A 16,125-nucleotide genomic window follows, 5' to 3' on the forward strand; every position below is an offset into this window, starting at 1 on the left:
AATGGTTCTACTTGGAATAATGACTCACACGTTATTAGAGCATCTTTGTCAGCTTGAGGAGGGGGCGTTGAAACCTATCGATACGCTTGAGGATATTGAGCGGGAACTTTCTGCGCTCGTTTTGTTGGATGAGCGGCTGGTTCATGTCCGCGAGATTGCCGGTGATGTGCCCTTGCGGCGGCGGACTGCTGATTTTGCTGGCCTATGCAATATCGTTGTGGCGCAGTTGATCTCTGTGGCAGCGGCGGCAAGCATCTGGGCGCGGTTGGATGCCTTGGTGGTGCCGTTTGAGCCGGATGTGCTGCTTTCCAAGAGTGATGAAGATTTGCTGGGTGTGGGTCTTTCCAACGCCAAGCTGCGGACGCTGAAGGCGATTGCGGGAGAGCTGAAAGCTGGGTTGGTACTTGATGAAGCAGTGAACTGGCCGGGAACGGTGGCGCATAAACGGCTTTGCGAGATCAAAGGCATTGGCCCGTGGTCTGCGGATATCTTTCTCCTGTTTTGCGCCGGGCACCCGGATGTGTTTCCCATTGGGGATGTGGCGCTTCAGGCTGCTGTGCAACATGCCTACGGGTTGGAAGACCGCCCGAAAGGTAAGGTGCTGGAAAAGATTGCAAAAGCGTGGTCTCCTCACCGCGGAACAGCTGCCCGGTTGTTCTGGGCATATTATCGCGTGATGAAACAAGGCAGAGAGACACTGCCGGTTTAAGTTATTGCTAGTCAGATTATTTGAAGAGGAGCTTTTCCGATGGAAACCAAAGGTTTTGTGCAGGCCGTAGAGACTCAGATTGCCCTGCTTCGAGATGGGAAACCGCTGGAGGCGTTTGATACATTCTTTGGCTCCTCTGTGCAGATGTTTGCCAATGACGTTTTGTTTGCGAGTGGGGCTGTTGAAGGCCGCGCCAAGCAAGAGCCGTTCATTTCTGCGGCGCAATCCATCATGGGAAAGATCGAAGATGTGGTGATGGATGAGAAACGTGGATTGTGTGCGTTCCGTAATCTCAGCAGTTTTGTAGATGGCGCTGGTGTTGCTCGCCAGATTGATGGTTTGAGCTGGCAGCGCTGGGATACTGGTAAGATTGTTGAAGAGCGTTACTATGACGGTGAGGCCATGCAAGGCCTGTTGGATGGTGGCTTGCTCAACGACCTTGCCGGACACATGGCGATGAAAGAGGCGGAATGAGTGTGAGTGAACTGGACTGCATCCGTTTAGAGCCGGGCCATGCGCCTGTACGAAAGCTGCTGGTTCTGCTGCATGGTTATGGTGGTGATGCGGGGGACATGGAACCGACAGGCCGTGTTTTGCGGGATGGGTTGCCGGGAACGGCTGTCGTCTGCCTCAACGGGCCTGAACCCTGTGCGCATTGGGTGGAAGGGCGGCAGTGGTTTGCTGCTATGGACTTTGATGCACGTGAGGTTTGGGATGGTGTGCAGGTTGCTGCGCCGTTGATCAACCGTGCGCTGGATGCGGAACTAAAGCATTACGGCCTCAATAATCGTGACATGGTGATTGGTGGTTTCTCTCAAGGCGCAATGGTGGCGTTGCATGTGGGGCCGCGGCGGTATGTGGAACCTGCTGGTCTTCTCAGCTTCTCCGGTGTTCTCGGTGGTCCCTCTAACCTAATTGAGCAGATGCTGGTGCGTCCACCCGTAATGCTGTTGCAGGGCGCGGATGATGATGTTGTTGCTCCGATGTATATGGAAGCTGCGGAAGGTGTATTGAAATCCGCTGGGTTTGACGTGGAAGCGCATATGATTGAAGAGCTGGAGCATTCGATAGATGAGGAAGCTGAAGCATTTGCGCTCAAATTTCTTCGTCAGCGATTTGAAATGGATAAAAGCGCGGCCTAATTGAATATGGACGGGCTGCCGAGGAGGGGTTTTATGTTGCAGAGTAAGCGGGCCAAACAGTTTCAAAGCCTATTGGATGAGCGTGGCTTGGGACTGAAAGTGGTGGAACTGCCAGAATCCAGTCGGTCAGCCGAGGAAGCAGCGCACGCGCTGGGCTGTAATCAGGCGCAGATTGTGAAGTCTCTGGTGTTCAAAAATATGGAGACGGATGCGCCTCTTCTGGTTTTGGCCAGTGGCACCAATCGTGTGAACGAAGAGGCGATCTCGGGTTTTTTGGGCGCACCAATTGAACGGCCAGATGCAAAATATGTGCGCGCTGTGACGGGTTTTTCCATTGGAGGCATTCCGCCGCTGGGCCATAAGCAGGAAATTGAGATCTATGTGGATGAAGATCTGCTTGGGTTTGACGAAATCTGGGCCGCTGCTGGCACGCCGAGTGCGGTGTTTATGATGCCGGGAAACTTGCCGGATATCCTTGGGACTCACCGCATCATCAGCGTCAAGTGATGGGTTATAACCTGTCTTCCACTGGCCAGTGAGTGTAAGCGAGGACCCATAAAAAGATCAGATTGACGAGAGGGATAAAGGCTAGAATTGTCCAGAGCCGCGAAAAGCCCAAGCGGTTCAGAATACGAGCAACTGGAATAGCAAAAGCGAATATCCAAACAATCATGATGACGATCTGCCAAAGTGCAAACCCTTCCATCATCATATAATGATCCATGGGTGACCTCCCGTTCATCTTCGTCAGGATCGAATATCCTTAGGAAAACGGCGAAGGTCAAAGAGAATATTTATTGATCACAAATGCTTATATTGAAATCATGGACACAGATTTCAGGGTACTGCAGTTGCTTTTAAGCTGGCAGGAAATGCTTAGCTTTCGCGGTCTGCGATGTAACGCGCCAATGTCTTCATGGTGTTGGCCTTCTCGCCGTAGGGTTCGAGAAGTTCATCTGCTTCGTTGATCAGGCGAGACAGTTCCTGACGGGTTTGGTTTTCACCCAGCAAGCTGACGAGAGTTGCCTTGCCAGCTTCCGCATCTTTGCCTGTCGCTTTGCCAACAATCTCTGCATCGCCCGTTAAATCCAGAAGATCATCTGCCATCTGGAAGGCGAGGCCGATGATTTCACCAAAGCGGGTGAGGCGGGCAATATCATCTTCTGAAGCATTTGCCAGAATTGCACCTGCACGACACGCATAGCGAATGAGGGCGCCAGTCTTCATGGCTTGAAGTTGGCGGATCTCTGCTTCGGTGCGGTCACGGTGTTCGGAGGCAAGGTCCAGCATCTGGCCGCCTGCCATTCCGCCAATACCAGAAGCGCGTGCAAGTTCCTGCGATAAACGCAGGCGGATTGCGGCATCTGGATGAACACTTTCATCAGCGATGAAATCGAATGCGATTGTTAAAAGCGCGTCACCTGCAAGAATGGCTGTGGCTTCGTCAAAGGCTTTGTGTGTGGTTGGGCGACCTCTGCGCACGTCATCATCATCCATTGCGGGAAGATCATCATGAGCGAGAGAATAGCAGTGGATGCATTCCAGAGCAGAAGCTGCCACCAGCGTTCCATTGTCTGCATGTCCAAACATGCGAGCTGTTTCTACCAGCAGAACCGGGCGAAGACGTTTTCCGCCAGATAGAGCCGCATAGTTCATAGCTTCCAGCAAGCGTTCTGGACGAGCTACTTCTTCCTGAAGGACTGTTTTGCCTAGAAGAGCAGTGAGTGTTTCTTCAAGAGACTGAGCGGTTTCGGTGATAACCAAATTCAGAGCAACTGACACAGGATCACATCCTAAAAAGAAGAAGCTAAAGTACAGCAGAACAATAAAAGTGCATTCTAATGAAGCACTGAGCCTAGTGTTCGTGTGTCCTGAATTCTCGCGGAGGTCAAGCAAATTACTAAGGATCTGTGAGGGCCCTACGTATTTTCTACCTAGTGAAATGCAAGTGAGATTTCCCGTGGAGTTGCATTGTGACAGGTTTTTTCATTAGGTTAAATCGAAAGTTACCTAAGGTTATGTAATGATGACCTTGCAATAAGGCACCCTAGATAAGTCAGCTATAAGAGATGATGGGGGAATGGAATGCGTGCACTCTCCAAGATTTTGAGCAAGTTTGTCCGAATAGGCCAGCTAACAATTTTCGATGCCAAAGGGCGTGAACATGTCCATGGCGGCAAGGTAGATGGCCCCAATGCTGCCCTGCGTTTTCATAATAACAAACTTCCCTATACGCTTCTGTTAGACCCGGAGCTGAAAGCTGCTGAAGGCTACATGGATGGCGAGATCACCATGGAAGCGGGCTTTACGTTGAACGATCTGGTGGCTGTGTTTATGGCCAATGAAGGTGTGCTGACAGAACACCCGTTGCAACGCATTTTGACCTCCATGAAGGAAGGACATTCGCGACGCGGCCTTGGCTTAAACTTGAAAAAGAACAAGGCGAAGGTTCGCCATCACTACGATCTCTCCACCGATCTCTATCGACTGTTTTTGGATGAAGGGTTGAACTATAGCTGTGCCTATTATCGGAGCCCTGACGATACTCTTGAAGAGGCTCAACAGGCCAAGCTGGACCATATTGTTGCAAAGCTTGATTTGAAACAGGGAATGTCCGTGCTGGAAATCGGCGGCGGTTGGGGGTCTTTGGCGCTCCGCATGGCGCAGGCTGGTGCGCAGGTGACATCCCTCAATGTTTCGACTGAGCAGATTAAAATTGCGGAAGAGCGTGTAAAAGCGGCTGGCCTTGAAGATCGGGTTGAATTCGTTTGTCTGGATTACAACGAGTTCGAGGGCGAGTTTGATCGTGTTGTCTCGATTGGGATGATGGAACATGTGGGGCATGGCAATTTTGGTGCTTATTTCAACAAGATCCGTGATTGCCTGAAGCCAAATGGTTACGCCATGATCCACTCTATAGGGCGTAGTAGTCCTCCTGGTGTGACCGGTCCGTTCTTGAGCAAGTACATCTTTCCCGGTGGTTATTGCCCCTCCTTATCTGAGACCTTTGCGGATATTGAAAAGACGGGCTTATGGGTGTGTGATAACGAAATTCTGCGATTGCACTACTATTACACCATCCGGGACTGGCGTCTGAAATTTGAGGCCAACCGGGATAAGATCAAAGAGCTGTATGATGAGCGCTTCTGCAGAATGTGGGAGTTCTATCTGTCTGGATGTGAGATGAATTTTTTGCATGGGCGTCTCATGGTGTTTCAGCTTGTCCTTTCCAAAGAGCGGGATGCAGTGCCAATTATTCGTGACTTCATTGGAGACAATGAACAGGCGATGATGGCCCACCGTGATGACCGGCGGAAAACGGCTTAATCTGTTTGGTCCAATTATATTTACAAAGGCATGCTCGACGTCTGAAAGAATAGATTTTGAGTATGTCTCGGTTTGCCTTGTTTCGGAAGTGGCTGCTGTTTAACCAATTTGGTTGACTGGGGAAATTCTATTTTGTGCGACTGGTGTTCTTGACCAATGTATGCCGTCACCCTAACTTTTGCTGGTTTTCGGGCTAGTGAAAAGATCTGGTGATTGATGTTTGATGATATTCCGCTTCCAAGTCGGAAAATGCGAGATGGCGTATTTAATTTAACAGCGCCTGGCAAATCTACTGCCTACGCTATTTTATTCGCGCTCCTGTTTGGTGGGATTGCCGGACATCGGTTTTATCTGCGGAAATTGGGCACGGCAGTTGCTATAAACCTTCTTAACATTGTTGGTGTGCTGATCCTTATTCCTCTGTTTTTGGATGGAGGGGAGGAGGAGCTGCTAACAGCGCTGACAACGGGTCAGATGATCGGGTTGTTTCTTGCAATCGCAATGATGGCGATTGCTGGTTTCTGGGTGTTTGTTGATCTTATTGTGCTGTTTGTTGTGCTTATCCGTGAGAGTTTTTGAGGCGATCCCATCAGGATATTCACTATCTATAGAGCATAAAAAAAAGCCGAAGCTGGGGGGCTTCGGCTTTGCGCTCAAAAGAGCAAGTGGCGGCGCGCATACTTTGGGGGCGGTTACAGAACGAGGGAGAGTTATTCTGTACCGAAGCAGGGCCTGATGGGACGTGCGTGTTTTTATTCAGCTGCTTCGAGCTCCAGTTCCGAAGCTTCAAGGGCGATTGCTGCGGACTGGATTATTGATGCAAAACGAACAGCTGTTTGAACCATTTCTGCAGTGACACCGGCTTTGCGCAGGATAGCCTCATGGCTATCAATACACATGCCGCAGCCGTTGATTGCAGAAACCGCGAGCGACCATAATTCGAAATCAACCTTGTCTACACCTGGCCTTCCGATCACGTTCATACGTAATTTAGCTGGCATGGTGCCGTATTGCTCATTGGAGGAGAGGTGAACAAAACGGTAGTAGATGTTGTTCATGCCCATGATTGTTGCAGCAGCTTTGGCAGCGCTCATCGCCTCGGGAGACAGGTGAGGAGCAGCTTCTGCTACAAGTGCTTTCTTGACGTCTGCATTGCGAGTGGTGATCGCGCAGGCAACAATGAGGCCATATTTTTGCTGGGCAGTGAGAGATTCATCAGTGGCCATTGAGCCAAGGTTCAGGCGAACGTCTTTCGCGAATTCACCGAAACGGGATTTCAGAGAGTCAATGGACATGATGTTACTCCTAATGATGATTAGCGAGAGGCCGCGTGCAAAGTGTTTTTTATTTATTTAGCGAGGCCGGAGCACTGCGATTTTTCGCTTTAGATGCTCCGACCCTGAAAGGTGCCGAGATTAAGCTGCGATTACTTCGCCGCCAACTTCACGGTTACATGGGCAGAGTTCGTCGGTCTGCAAAGCATCGAGAACGCGGAGTGTATCCTTAGGGTTACGGCCAACGTTGAGGTTGGTTGCGTAAACGTGCTGGATGGTGTTTTCCTGATCCACAACGAAGGTGTAGCGGTATGCAACGCCGTCTGGTGAGCGAACGCCGAGGCCGTCTACGAGAGAGCCGTTGGTGTCAGCGAATGACCACATTGGCAGCTTGTCGAGATCAGCGTGATCACGGCGCCATGCGAGCTTACAGAATTCGTTGTCGGTGGAACCGCCGAGAACAACAGCATCACGGTCTTCAAACTCACCAGCGAGGCGAGCGAATTCAGCGATTTCAGTTGGGCAAACGAAGGTGAAATCTTTTGGGTAGAAGAAGATTACTTTCCACTTACCTTCAAAGCTTTTTTCGGTGATTGCTTCAAACGCGCTTTCGCCGTTTTCTTCATGGTTGTTGAAACCAGGCTTTACGCCAACTACTTCAAATTTTGGAAGCTTTTCGCCGATACCGAGCATGGAACTCTCCTAAATATGTGCGGCGCCAGAGCACCACTAATTAGTGATTTTAATGAAGATTTGAAAATTCGCGTCTTCGTTGGGGGCCTTATGCAGCCATTGGTGCCATCGGTCAAAACGATAATAACGAAGATATCTATCGATTAAATCGAATGATCTGCTAGATTATCTCAGGAATGGCCGAATTCAGCCAAACTTAGATAAATTCTAATCTGCGGACTTTGATCTGTGTCATCCGGGCGTAAAATGTTACCCACATTAAAACAGCTTCAGTACTTTAAGACCCTTGCCAAGCACCTCTCGTTTTCGAAAGCTGCAGAGGCCAGTTTCATCACCCAGTCTACGCTTTCCGCCGCAATTAAACAGCTGGAGGGCATTTTGGGATGTGAGCTACTGGACCGGTCCGGGCGCACGTTGGTGCTGACGGATGCCGGGGAGACGGTGCTTGAGAAGGCATCTTTGTTGCTGCGTGATGCTGAAGACCTTGTTCAGGGTGTGCGTGCGCAGAATAAGCCGCTCTGTGGGCGGTTCCGGCTTGGTGTGATCCCTTCCATTGCTCCTTTTTTGCTACCGCGGTTTTTGCCACGCTTGCGCAAGTTGTACCCGGAGCTGCAATTGTTTCTGAGGGAGGACCTTTCGCGCAATTTGATGGCTGCTTTGAAGGAGGGGCGTATTGATGCTGCTCTTATGGCGCTGCCCTATGACACTACGGGGTTTGAATCAAAAGTGATTGGGAGTGATGCTTTCTATCTGGCAGTGCCTTGCGGACACCCGCTTTGCGGTGCTGCGCAGGTGAAGATGGAAGATCTGGCAGATGAGGTGTTGTTGCTGTTGGAAGATGGGCACTGTTTACGCAATCACGTGCTCGCAGCAACGGGAGGACGTATGTTGACGGCTAATGAGGATATACAAGCCACATCTTTATCAACACTTGTACAAATGGTGGATAACGGAATTGGCGTCACTCTGGTGCCACGTATTGCTGTTGATGCGGACATCGATCGCGGGACCTCGTTGAAGCTCATAAAAATTGCCGACGAGAGTGCGCGCCGTGAGATTGGAATGGTCTGGAGACGGAAGTCTTCTTTTGAAGGAAATACGAAATTGCTTTGCGAGGCTCTGGAACGATTCATGATTGAAACTCACAGAGATGTCTCAGCACTTCAGAATGTATCGGAGAAAGGTGCTTGAAAAAAGCGCGTGTAAAGAGGACGCCGCAGCCGCTGAAACGCAGAATCAAGCGTTGGGCCCTTCGGGTGTTAGGTGCTCTGCTGGCTTTGCCTGTGGTGCTGACATTGCTGTATACGGTGGTTCCTCCTTATTCCAGTTTGATGCTTTATCGCACTGTTACGGGCCAACCCGTTTGGCGTAAATGGGTGCCTTTGAACGAAATATCCGTTAATTTACAACGCTCCGTTGTTGTTTCGGAGGATGCTACGTTCTGCCTGCACGGCGGGGTCGACTGGCCTGCTGTTCGAGGTCAGGTTGGAAAGTTGTTTGATGGCAAGCGGCCACGCGGGGCCAGCACCATTACAATGCAGCTCGCTAAGAACCTGTTTTTGTGGAACGGGCGGGATTATGTGCGCAAGGCGCTGGAAGTGCCTTTGGCTTTGTTACTGGATGGAGTTCTTTCCAAGCGACGGCTTTTGGAAATCTATCTGAACGTTGCTGAATGGGGTCCCGGCATCTATGGAGCCGAGGCTGCTTCGGAAACTTTTTTTGGGAAAACCGCTGCAAAACTATCGGCGAATCAAGCCTCGTTGTTGGCTACAGCGCTTCCTAATCCTATTGCGAGAAACCCCGCGAAACCTGCCTCTGGACATCGCAGGCTTGCCGGTATAAACCGTAGCCGAGCTCAAGTGGCCGGCGAAGTCCTTAACTGTATTTCGGCGTTGGAGAGGTAGTGCGAAATTAATTTCGTATAATGACTGGCAATACCTTTGGTTTGCCTGTATAACCCCCGCCATTCTGAGAGATTGTGTATTTCGCACGTTGACGCCGCGCTTGTAGTGGCGCGTGCGTTTGTGACGAGAGAGAGAGCTACAATGGCTGTTCCTAAGAAAAAAGTATCGCGTATGAAACGCGGCTTTCGCCGTTCTACCGACGCTCTGGCTCAACCAACTTATGTGGAAGACAAGGATTCCGGCGAACTGCGTCGCCCGCACCATGTTGACCTGAAGTCTGGTATGTACCGGGGTCGTCAGATTCTTCAGCCTAAAGACGACGTCTAAGACTGAAGCGATCACTGCGATTAATATTGAAATGGCCGTCCCTTGGGGCGGCTTTTTCTTTTTGTGGATTCGGTTTGGAATGAAAAAGGCCGCATCACGTAAAGAAGCGACCTTTTTTTGATTGCTGTTAGCGCTGGCTCTCAAACGCCAATCGTGCAGCTAATCCGGCAAACATCGTTCCCAGAATGTAGTTTGCCAGGTTTTTTAGTTTGCCACTGCCACTCAGATATCTTGTGAGATGGCTTGCTGCGATAATGACGGTTCCATTGATGAAAAATCCAACAGTGTTCAATACTGTTGCGAGAACCATAATTTGAGTTGCTATATTCCCAGCCTCTGGATTTACAAATTGCGGGAACAGCGCCAGCACAAAAATCGCCATTTTCGGATTGAGAAGATTTGTTAGGAAACCTTGCCGGAACATTTGATATGTTGAGTGTTTCCCAGCTTCCTTCGGTGTGCTGGAGTTCTCTGGCGTTGATGTGAAGGCCTTCCAAGCAAGAAACATCAGATACGCCGTACCAGCAAAGTGGACCGCATCATAGGCGATTGGAACCGCAAGGAAGAGTTGGGACAAGCCAAAAGCTGCTGCTAAGGCATGGAAGTAAGTTCCAACAGCTATGCCTGCAAATATTGCAAGTCCAGCACGCCGACCCTGAGCAGCGCTACGAGTGGCGATGAGCAACATATCTGGTCCGGGGGTGACTGTTAGAGCGAGGGAGGCAGCAGCGAATAAGAGAAGCGTTGAATAATCTGGCATTGCGATTCCACTCATGTTCCGTTTGCAAAACGGGTGCTTTTATAGGAAGCGCACATGCGCTGCAATTGCGTTTGAGTAAAATTGTAAAGCCAAACAAAATAAAACCGCCCCGGATGAGGCGGCTTCGTTTCTTATTGTTCTGTCGCTTGCGGGCGGCAGAGTAGGTGATTTACGCCTCTGACTCAGCCGTTGGCGACGTACTGTGCGCCGTTGATGGTCATGACTGAGCCTGTCACGAATGCTGCTGCCGTTGATGTGAGGTAGCAGACCATGCCAGCGATCTCTTCTGCCTTGCCGAGGCGTCCGACTGGGATCTGACCAATAATGCTCTCCAGCACCTTCTCAGGCACTGCAGCAACCATGTCTGTATCAATGTAACCCGGGCAGATGCAGTTCACCGTAATGCCTTTGCGCGCAGTTTCCTGAGCCAATGCTTTGGTGAAACCAATCACGCCAGCTTTTGCAGCTGAGTAGTTGGTTTGGCCGATCTGCCCCTTTTGTCCATTGATGGAAGAGATGTTGATGATACGGCCCAGGCCACGCTCGCGCATGCCATCCAAAACAGGACGGCTCATGGTGAACATGGAATCCAGGTTGGTTTTCATCACAGCGGTCCACTGTTCATAGTCCATCTTGTGGAACCAGCCATCACGGGTGATGCCAGCGTTGTTTACGAGAACTTCGATGTCGCCTAAATCGGAAGTGACTTGAGCAATCCCAACTTCGCAAGCCTTTGGGTCAGATACATCCCACTTGTAGGCTTTGATGCCAGTTTCAGCGCTGAATTTGTCAGCAGCTTCCGTGTTACCTGCATATGTTGCCGCAACTGTGTATCCCGCATCATTAAGACCCTTGGAAATTGCCGCGCCGATGCCGCGCGTTCCACCAGTTACAATTGCTACCCTGCTCATCGAAATACCCCCCGCCTTAGGAATGAAATATTAGAAACCACTTTTACAGGTAATAATAATGACGGAGCAAAGACAACTCCGTCATTAGTTAGGGAATTGACTTAAACCTTACGCAGGGAACATAAAGTTCAATTATTCCAAATACGTGACAGTAGTGCCAATGTTGAGGTTATTTTCTCTCAACACACAGTGCGATACCCATGCCGCCGCCAACACAAAGCGTAGCGAGACCTTTTTTCTTATCTTCGCGCTTCATCTCATGCAGGAGTGTTACAAGTACGCGTGCGCCAGATGCACCGATTGGATGACCCAGAGCGATTGCGCCACCGTTCACATTCAGCTTATCCGCGTCGAGGCCGAGTTCCTGACCAACAGCAAGAGCCTGCGCAGCAAATGCTTCATTGGCTTCTACAAGGTCAAGATCTTCAACGGACCAACCTGCCTTCTGAAGGGCTTTCTTGGAAGCTGGGATTGGACCAAGACCCATGTAAGCGGGGTCAACACCCGCCGTTGCCCATGACTTGATGGTTGCCAGTGGTGTCAGACCACGTTTTTCAGCGGCTTCTGCACTCATCAGGACGAGGGCTGCTGCGCCATCATTGATGCCAGATGCATTTGCTGCTGTGACTGTACCTTCTTTTTTGAAAGCTGGGCGCAGTTTTTGCATCGCGGAGATTTCTGCACCCATGCGGATGAATTCATCATCTTCCACCACGCGCTCGGATTTGCGCTCCTTGACGGTGATCGGTGTAATCTCGTCTTTGAACTTGCCAGCCTTCTGAGCTGCTTCTGCTTTGTTTTGAGAGGAAACCGCGAACTCGTCCTGTGCATCACGAGAGATCTGGTACTTTTCCGCGATGTTTTCTGCAGTGATACCCATATGATAGCCTTGGAACGCGTCAATGAGACCGTCCTTCAGCATGGTGTCAATCATCTTGTAATCGCCCATCTTCACACCAGCACGCAATGTCTGACAGTGAGGAGACAGGGTCATATTTTCCTGACCACCTGCAACGATAATATCAGCATCACCGGACTGAATCTGCTGCATGCCCATAGCAACGGCACGCAACCCTGAGCCACACACCTGATTGATGACGACAGCCGTCGAATCATCAGACATGCCAGCTGCGAGAGCGGCTTGGCGTGCTGTGTTCTGGCCCTGACCCGCGGAAAGAACGTGACCGAAGATGATTTCGTTCACATCACCGGCCGCGACTTTTGCTTGATCAAGAGCAGACTTGATAACTGCTGTTCCCAACTCACAAGCGGGTACACTTGCAAAAGCGCCGTTGAAAGAACCGATCGGGGTGCGCGTTGCGCTTACAATTACAACTTCATTAGGCGAGGTCATATGTAATTCTCCAATGTATCTGCCAAGCCGGGCTTGAAATTTAAAGGCGTTTGTAAGTTACGGAGCCGCCGCAAAATTACTCTTCGGCCTCAAAAGCCCTTTGAACTCGTAGAAAACCTAATGGGAACACTATTCAATTTGGTGGGGCCATGGCCAGCTGAATTCGATAATTCCTATTAAGACCATAGTTGACCTATGAAAGCGCTAGCGTGAAAGGTGACATTTAGCTTACTCTGCGGCTACTAGTTAATCCCATACCTAAAGAATGTGGGATAGGGGGAAGCTGGCCGGTACAGTTTTGGATAGTGTTCCAGACCTGCCGTTATAGTGCATTGAGGTACTCAAATCTGATGGCTAAGACAAACGAAGCCACTATCATCAAGAAGTACGCCAACAGGCGCCTTTATAATACTGGAACCAGCACATATGTGACCCTTGAGGACCTAGCAGTGATGGTGAAAGCTGAGGACGATTTTGTTGTCATTGACGCAAAATCCGGTTCAGACATTACCCGGTCCGTGTTGACTCAGATTATTTTTGAGCAAGAAAACAAGGGGCAAAACTTGCTCCCGGTTACATTTTTGCGCCAATTGATCCGTTTTTATGGCGATAGCATGCAAAGTATTGTGCCGAGCTATCTGGAATTCTCTATGTCCTCTCTTACGCGTGAGCAGGATAAGCTGCGCAGTCAAATGAACCAGTCTGTGGGAACTTCTCCATTTGAAGTGCTGGAAGATCAGGTGAAGCGCAATACAGACATGTTCAGTCGTGCGATGAAAATGTTCTTGCCGTTTGATGATACCGGTATGCCTCAGCAACCGGGTGAGACTCCTGCGACTGAAACAGAGGCACAAGTGAACCCTGCTGAAAAGCAGGCAAGCAGCGGCGACATTTCTGACCTGAAAGAGCAGCTTGCAGAAATGCAGAAGCAGATTGCAGCATTGGCTGAAGCGAAGAAAGAGGCTTAAAGCCTCCAGACAGCGCTAAGATTGAAAGCCGGAGGGATTGCCTTCGGCTTTTTTGTTTTGCTAGAGCATGTTGCGTTAATCGGGTTCCCATGCTGCTGCCTTGAAGACGTTGTAGCATTCCTCCTCGGTAACGAGATCACAGACATGGCCAGCCGCCTACCACAGCTCATCTTATGTGCGCGGCAGCTCTGCAGATCAGTGCCTTTAGTTTTCCAGTGTCCGAAGGGGCGGACTCAATCAGACGTGTCTCTTTGGGAGACGAGCCGGTGGTTTTGGCCATGTTGGTCTTCAACGCAATCGCATCGATAAATCCTATGCATGGCAACAGGTTACGCATAAAAATCGAGGATGCGTGATCCAAATATGACGAGTCTACCAGACGTCAGGTCGCTTCTGTTCTGCGGCTTGGGCGTCTTTTTTGACCAGCATAACTTAATACCAATAGCAGCATCTTTGCAGGGACTAAGCTGCCAATTAATTCATCCAAACACAAACATCACCACGAGGCATAACCTGTGGTGTTGAAGTTGGGAAACCCGGGAACGGGTGTGGCAAGGCGTGCAGGCGGTGCCTGCGCATTTGGTAGGTAGTGAGTCTTCGGCATCAGCTGACACGCCTTACCCAGACACTTTTTGTGAAGCACCAACTCTCCCTCTGAAGACGTCAATGACAGTTGACCACCAAGGCAGTCATACCTGCCACCGCTGAACGCCAGTTCGAGGCCGGTCCCATGTATCCCGAGCAACGCGGTCTTGCTCGAAGTGTACTTCACCGAACCACCGAGAAGATACGTTACCTCCACTCAACAGCCCCATCCGGCCCACGACTCCCTGACGGACGGCCCGTCAAAGGCCCGTGTTCGTGGGCACATCCACAAGAGTAAGGTAGCTTTTGAGGGCGGGGATAAGATTATGCGGCCTATTTGTTCCCGTGGCCTTGGGTAGATAGGGAGAGGCCTAAGCTCTTGGCTCTAGGTCCCAGCTCGAAGGCCGGGATGACAGCAGCGGTGTTGAGCAATGCAACTTGACCCGCTCAGATGTCATCCCGGGCGAAACAACGCGGAGACCCAGGAACCAGAGCCGCTCACTCCAACATCTCAACCAGCATACCGCATAGCAAACCAACGCAATTCCTCCGGCAACTGTCAAAATACAAAAGCCGACCTGTTTCCAGATCGGCTTCTCTTCACTCCAATGCAGACGAAGGCTTAATAGCCCAATGCGCAGCCATCTTTGCGGGGATCAGAACCGCCAACAAGACCACCATTTGTACGATCAAACAAGATCGCCTGAGATCCGCCAATTGGCTCGCTGGGTTGCTCAACCTCATGCCCCAGTGCTTTAAGGCCTTCAATCGTGCTTGCAGGAACAGATGTTTCTGCCTGAAGGGCCAAAGACTTCTCATCCATAAACACACGCGGACAATCAATCATCTGCTGCACATCCATACCGAAATCCAGATGGTTGGAGAGCACATGTGCATGGCCGCAAGGTTGGTATCCGCCGCCCATCACGCCAAAGGTCATGTACGGCTTGTTGTCCTTCATCGCCATAGCCGGAATAATCGTGTGCATAGGCCGCTTTCCGCCAGCAATTTGGTTTGGATGCCCAGCTTCCAGCGTAAAGCACGCCCCCCGGTTTTGCAGCAAAACGCCAGATTTTGGCGTGGCTATTCCGGACCCGAAACCATGATAGATTGAGTTGATGAGAGACACCGCCATGCCGCGATCATCGACCACCGTCAGATATGTGGTGTCAGACTTAGGTGACAAAATTCCCTCGGCTTGGCGAGGCAGCACAGCCTTAGGGCTGATCAATGCAGCCAACCGGTCGATATGATCACCAGCAAGCAGGTCAGTAGGAGAAAATTGCATGTGGTCAGGGTCAGCAAGGAAACGGTCACGACCAGAATAAGCCAGTTTCGCAATTTCCATCTCAAGGTGGAAACGCTCAGCACCAACCGGGTCCATACCTTTGAAATCAAATCGCTTCATCAGCTCAAGCATCACCAAGGCAACAATGCCCTGCCCATTCGGCGGCAATTCGGCAACAGTAACACCCTGATAGTCTGTGGTGATTGGGGCAAGATCGATAGCCTCATGAGCGGCCAGATCATCCGCTGAGAGATATCCGCCCTTTGCCTGCACAACAGCGGCGATTTCTTCCGCTATAGCGCCCTCGTAAAATGCTTTTGCGCCACCAGAAGCAACGGCTTCCAATGTCTCCGCCAAAGCAGGCAAGCGCATCACTTCACCTTGCAAAGGCGCGCGACCATTCTTGAGGTAGTACTGGCTAGCGCCTTCATCTCGCTTCAAAAAATCAACATGCCTCTGCCAATCAAACGCTGTACGCGGGGTAACGGCAAACCCATTCCGCGCATACCCAATGGCACGCTTCAACACATCTGCGAACGACATCCGCCCATGGTCACGCAGCAGCTTTTCCCAACCTCGGATCGCACCCGGAACGGTTACAGCATGAATGGAATCCGGCGTTACATCCTGCAAACCGTCTTCAATCAACTTTTCAGCACTGACCACTTTCGCAGCTCGGCCTGATGAGTTCATGCCGGAAAGCGACCCATCCGGCTGTGCAACAATGGTGAAGCAATCACCGCCAATGCCGGTCATATGCGGTTCAACAACACTATGCACGGCAATTGCAGCCACAGCAGCATCCGCAGCGGTTCCGCCATCGCGCAAAATTTCTAATGCAGCGTGCGTTGCTAATGGATGGGACGTAGCAGCCATAGCTGAC

At 50.7% G+C, this 16,125-nt stretch carries 19 protein-coding genes; 10 read left to right on the top strand and 9 right to left on the bottom strand.

The features are described 5' to 3' along the window. Positions 1 to 67: 67 nt before the first annotated feature. Genes BLS62_RS19830 through BLS62_RS19845 form a run of 4 tightly spaced genes read left to right on the top strand, consistent with a single transcriptional unit; the run spans position 68 to position 2,358 of the window. A complete protein-coding gene (locus BLS62_RS19830) occupies positions 68 to 709 on the top strand; it encodes a DNA-3-methyladenine glycosylase family protein (RefSeq protein ID WP_093184490.1) in 642 nt (213 codons plus the stop codon). 39 nt (positions 710 to 748) lie between these two features. After that, on the top strand, positions 749 to 1,183 hold the full coding sequence (locus tag BLS62_RS19835) for a hypothetical protein (RefSeq protein WP_093184495.1): 435 nt from the start codon (positions 749 to 751) through the stop codon (positions 1,181 to 1,183). Continuing rightward, on the top strand, positions 1,180 to 1,851 hold the full coding sequence (locus tag BLS62_RS19840; RefSeq protein WP_093184499.1) for an alpha/beta hydrolase: 672 nt from the start codon (positions 1,180 to 1,182) through the stop codon (positions 1,849 to 1,851). Before BLS62_RS19835 ends, BLS62_RS19840 begins: the two co-directional genes overlap by 4 nt. Positions 1,852 to 1,884: 33 nt before the next feature. Beyond that, positions 1,885 to 2,358: a YbaK/EbsC family protein gene (locus tag BLS62_RS19845; protein WP_093184502.1), complete on the top strand. Its 474-nt coding sequence runs from the start codon at positions 1,885 to 1,887 to the stop codon at positions 2,356 to 2,358. A 4-nt stretch (positions 2,359 to 2,362) separates the two neighbouring features. Here BLS62_RS19845 and BLS62_RS19850 read toward each other — a convergent pair whose 3' ends face one another. Further along, on the bottom strand, positions 2,363 to 2,575 hold the full coding sequence (locus tag BLS62_RS19850; RefSeq protein ID WP_093184506.1) for a hypothetical protein: 213 nt from the start codon (positions 2,573 to 2,575) through the stop codon (positions 2,363 to 2,365). 152 nt (positions 2,576 to 2,727) lie between these two features. Next, positions 2,728 to 3,633, bottom strand: a complete 906-nt coding sequence (locus tag BLS62_RS19855; protein ID WP_093184510.1) for a polyprenyl synthetase family protein — start codon at positions 3,631 to 3,633, stop codon at positions 2,728 to 2,730. A gap of 303 nt (positions 3,634 to 3,936) precedes the next feature. Between BLS62_RS19855 and BLS62_RS19860 the strand changes: the two genes are divergently transcribed. Together BLS62_RS19860 and BLS62_RS19865 are read left to right on the top strand one after the other, a co-directional pair. Further along, entirely contained in the window at positions 3,937 to 5,178 is a 1,242-nt protein-coding gene (locus BLS62_RS19860) for an SAM-dependent methyltransferase (protein ID WP_093184513.1), read from the top strand. 216 nt (positions 5,179 to 5,394) lie between these two features. Next, complete coding sequence (locus BLS62_RS19865) at positions 5,395 to 5,757, top strand: NINE protein (RefSeq protein WP_093184517.1); 363 nt, start codon at positions 5,395 to 5,397, stop codon at positions 5,755 to 5,757. A gap of 173 nt (positions 5,758 to 5,930) precedes the next feature. On the opposite strand, the gene BLS62_RS19870 is transcribed toward BLS62_RS19865, so the two are convergent. Together BLS62_RS19870 and BLS62_RS19875 are read right to left on the bottom strand one after the other, a co-directional pair. Further along, positions 5,931 to 6,473, bottom strand: coding sequence for a carboxymuconolactone decarboxylase family protein (locus BLS62_RS19870; RefSeq protein ID WP_093184520.1), 543 nt, complete (start codon positions 6,471 to 6,473; stop codon positions 5,931 to 5,933). 120 nt (positions 6,474 to 6,593) lie between these two features. Further along, positions 6,594 to 7,145, bottom strand: a complete 552-nt coding sequence (locus BLS62_RS19875) for a peroxiredoxin (protein ID WP_093184524.1) — start codon at positions 7,143 to 7,145, stop codon at positions 6,594 to 6,596. A gap of 246 nt (positions 7,146 to 7,391) precedes the next feature. On the opposite strand from BLS62_RS19875, the gene BLS62_RS19880 reads away from it, so the two are divergent. The 3 genes from BLS62_RS19880 to rpmF all read left to right on the top strand — a co-directional run bounded on the left by BLS62_RS19880 (position 7,392) and on the right by rpmF (position 9,376). Next, positions 7,392 to 8,336: a hydrogen peroxide-inducible genes activator gene (locus BLS62_RS19880; protein WP_093184529.1), complete on the top strand. Its 945-nt coding sequence runs from the start codon at positions 7,392 to 7,394 to the stop codon at positions 8,334 to 8,336. Further along, complete coding sequence (gene mtgA, locus BLS62_RS19885) at positions 8,333 to 9,049, top strand: monofunctional biosynthetic peptidoglycan transglycosylase (protein ID WP_093184534.1); 717 nt, start codon at positions 8,333 to 8,335, stop codon at positions 9,047 to 9,049. The genes BLS62_RS19880 and mtgA overlap by 4 nt, the downstream gene beginning before the upstream one ends. 141 nt (positions 9,050 to 9,190) lie before the next feature. Beyond that, entirely contained in the window at positions 9,191 to 9,376 is a 186-nt protein-coding gene (rpmF, locus tag BLS62_RS19890) for a 50S ribosomal protein L32 (protein ID WP_093184540.1), read from the top strand. A 127-nt stretch (positions 9,377 to 9,503) separates the two neighbouring features. On the opposite strand, the gene BLS62_RS19895 is transcribed toward rpmF, so the two are convergent. The 3 genes from BLS62_RS19895 to BLS62_RS19905 form a co-directional block, all read right to left on the bottom strand. After that, on the bottom strand, positions 9,504 to 10,136 hold the full coding sequence (locus BLS62_RS19895) for a LysE family translocator (protein ID WP_093189279.1): 633 nt from the start codon (positions 10,134 to 10,136) through the stop codon (positions 9,504 to 9,506). Between the two features lie 182 nt (positions 10,137 to 10,318). Beyond that, entirely contained in the window at positions 10,319 to 11,047 is a 729-nt protein-coding gene (phbB, locus tag BLS62_RS19900) for an acetoacetyl-CoA reductase (RefSeq protein ID WP_093184544.1), read from the bottom strand. Between the two features lie 169 nt (positions 11,048 to 11,216). After that, the gene (locus BLS62_RS19905; protein ID WP_093184548.1) at positions 11,217 to 12,401 is read right to left on the bottom strand and encodes an acetyl-CoA C-acetyltransferase; all 1,185 of its coding nucleotides are present in this window, start codon (positions 12,399 to 12,401) and stop codon (positions 11,217 to 11,219) included. A 350-nt stretch (positions 12,402 to 12,751) separates the two neighbouring features. Here BLS62_RS19905 and phaR point away from each other — a divergent pair, with 350 nt between their 5' ends. Continuing rightward, positions 12,752 to 13,369 (top strand): polyhydroxyalkanoate synthesis repressor PhaR, encoded by a 618-nt coding sequence (gene phaR, locus BLS62_RS19910; protein ID WP_093184552.1) that lies wholly within the window; start codon positions 12,752 to 12,754, stop codon positions 13,367 to 13,369. 496 nt (positions 13,370 to 13,865) lie between these two features. On the opposite strand, the gene BLS62_RS19915 is transcribed toward phaR, so the two are convergent. Together BLS62_RS19915 and ggt are read right to left on the bottom strand one after the other, a co-directional pair. Further along, on the bottom strand, positions 13,866 to 14,141 hold the full coding sequence (locus BLS62_RS19915; RefSeq protein ID WP_143521583.1) for a hypothetical protein: 276 nt from the start codon (positions 14,139 to 14,141) through the stop codon (positions 13,866 to 13,868). Between the two features lie 435 nt (positions 14,142 to 14,576). Beyond that, the gene (gene ggt, locus BLS62_RS19925; RefSeq protein WP_208991214.1) at positions 14,577 to 16,118 is read right to left on the bottom strand and encodes a gamma-glutamyltransferase; all 1,542 of its coding nucleotides are present in this window, start codon (positions 16,116 to 16,118) and stop codon (positions 14,577 to 14,579) included. Positions 16,119 to 16,125: the final 7 nt, after the last annotated feature.

The sequence above is a fragment of the Pseudovibrio sp. Tun.PSC04-5.I4 genome, assembly GCF_900104145.1.
Classification (GTDB): domain Bacteria; phylum Pseudomonadota; class Alphaproteobacteria; order Rhizobiales; family Stappiaceae; genus Pseudovibrio.

Coding starts and splice junctions, on each gene's coding strand:
- ggt (WP_208991214.1), bottom strand. CDS start 16,118: ATGGCTGCTACGTCCCATCCATTAGCAACGCACGCTGCATTAGAAATT.
- BLS62_RS19875 (WP_093184524.1), bottom strand. CDS start 7,145: ATGCTCGGTATCGGCGAAAAGCTTCCAAAATTTGAAGTAGTTGGCGTA.
- BLS62_RS19840 (WP_093184499.1), top strand. CDS start 1,180: ATGAGTGTGAGTGAACTGGACTGCATCCGTTTAGAGCCGGGCCATGCG.
- phbB (WP_093184544.1), bottom strand. CDS start 11,047: ATGAGCAGGGTAGCAATTGTAACTGGTGGAACGCGCGGCATCGGCGCG.
- rpmF (WP_093184540.1), top strand. CDS start 9,191: ATGGCTGTTCCTAAGAAAAAAGTATCGCGTATGAAACGCGGCTTTCGC.
- phaR (WP_093184552.1), top strand. CDS start 12,752: ATGGCTAAGACAAACGAAGCCACTATCATCAAGAAGTACGCCAACAGG.
- BLS62_RS19860 (WP_093184513.1), top strand. CDS start 3,937: ATGCGTGCACTCTCCAAGATTTTGAGCAAGTTTGTCCGAATAGGCCAG.
- BLS62_RS19865 (WP_093184517.1), top strand. CDS start 5,395: ATGTTTGATGATATTCCGCTTCCAAGTCGGAAAATGCGAGATGGCGTA.
- BLS62_RS19850 (WP_093184506.1), bottom strand. CDS start 2,575: ATGGATCATTATATGATGATGGAAGGGTTTGCACTTTGGCAGATCGTC.
- BLS62_RS19845 (WP_093184502.1), top strand. CDS start 1,885: ATGTTGCAGAGTAAGCGGGCCAAACAGTTTCAAAGCCTATTGGATGAG.
- BLS62_RS19895 (WP_093189279.1), bottom strand. CDS start 10,136: ATGCCAGATTATTCAACGCTTCTCTTATTCGCTGCTGCCTCCCTCGCT.
- BLS62_RS19880 (WP_093184529.1), top strand. CDS start 7,392: ATGTTACCCACATTAAAACAGCTTCAGTACTTTAAGACCCTTGCCAAG.
- BLS62_RS19870 (WP_093184520.1), bottom strand. CDS start 6,473: ATGTCCATTGACTCTCTGAAATCCCGTTTCGGTGAATTCGCGAAAGAC.
- BLS62_RS19835 (WP_093184495.1), top strand. CDS start 749: ATGGAAACCAAAGGTTTTGTGCAGGCCGTAGAGACTCAGATTGCCCTG.
- BLS62_RS19905 (WP_093184548.1), bottom strand. CDS start 12,401: ATGACCTCGCCTAATGAAGTTGTAATTGTAAGCGCAACGCGCACCCCG.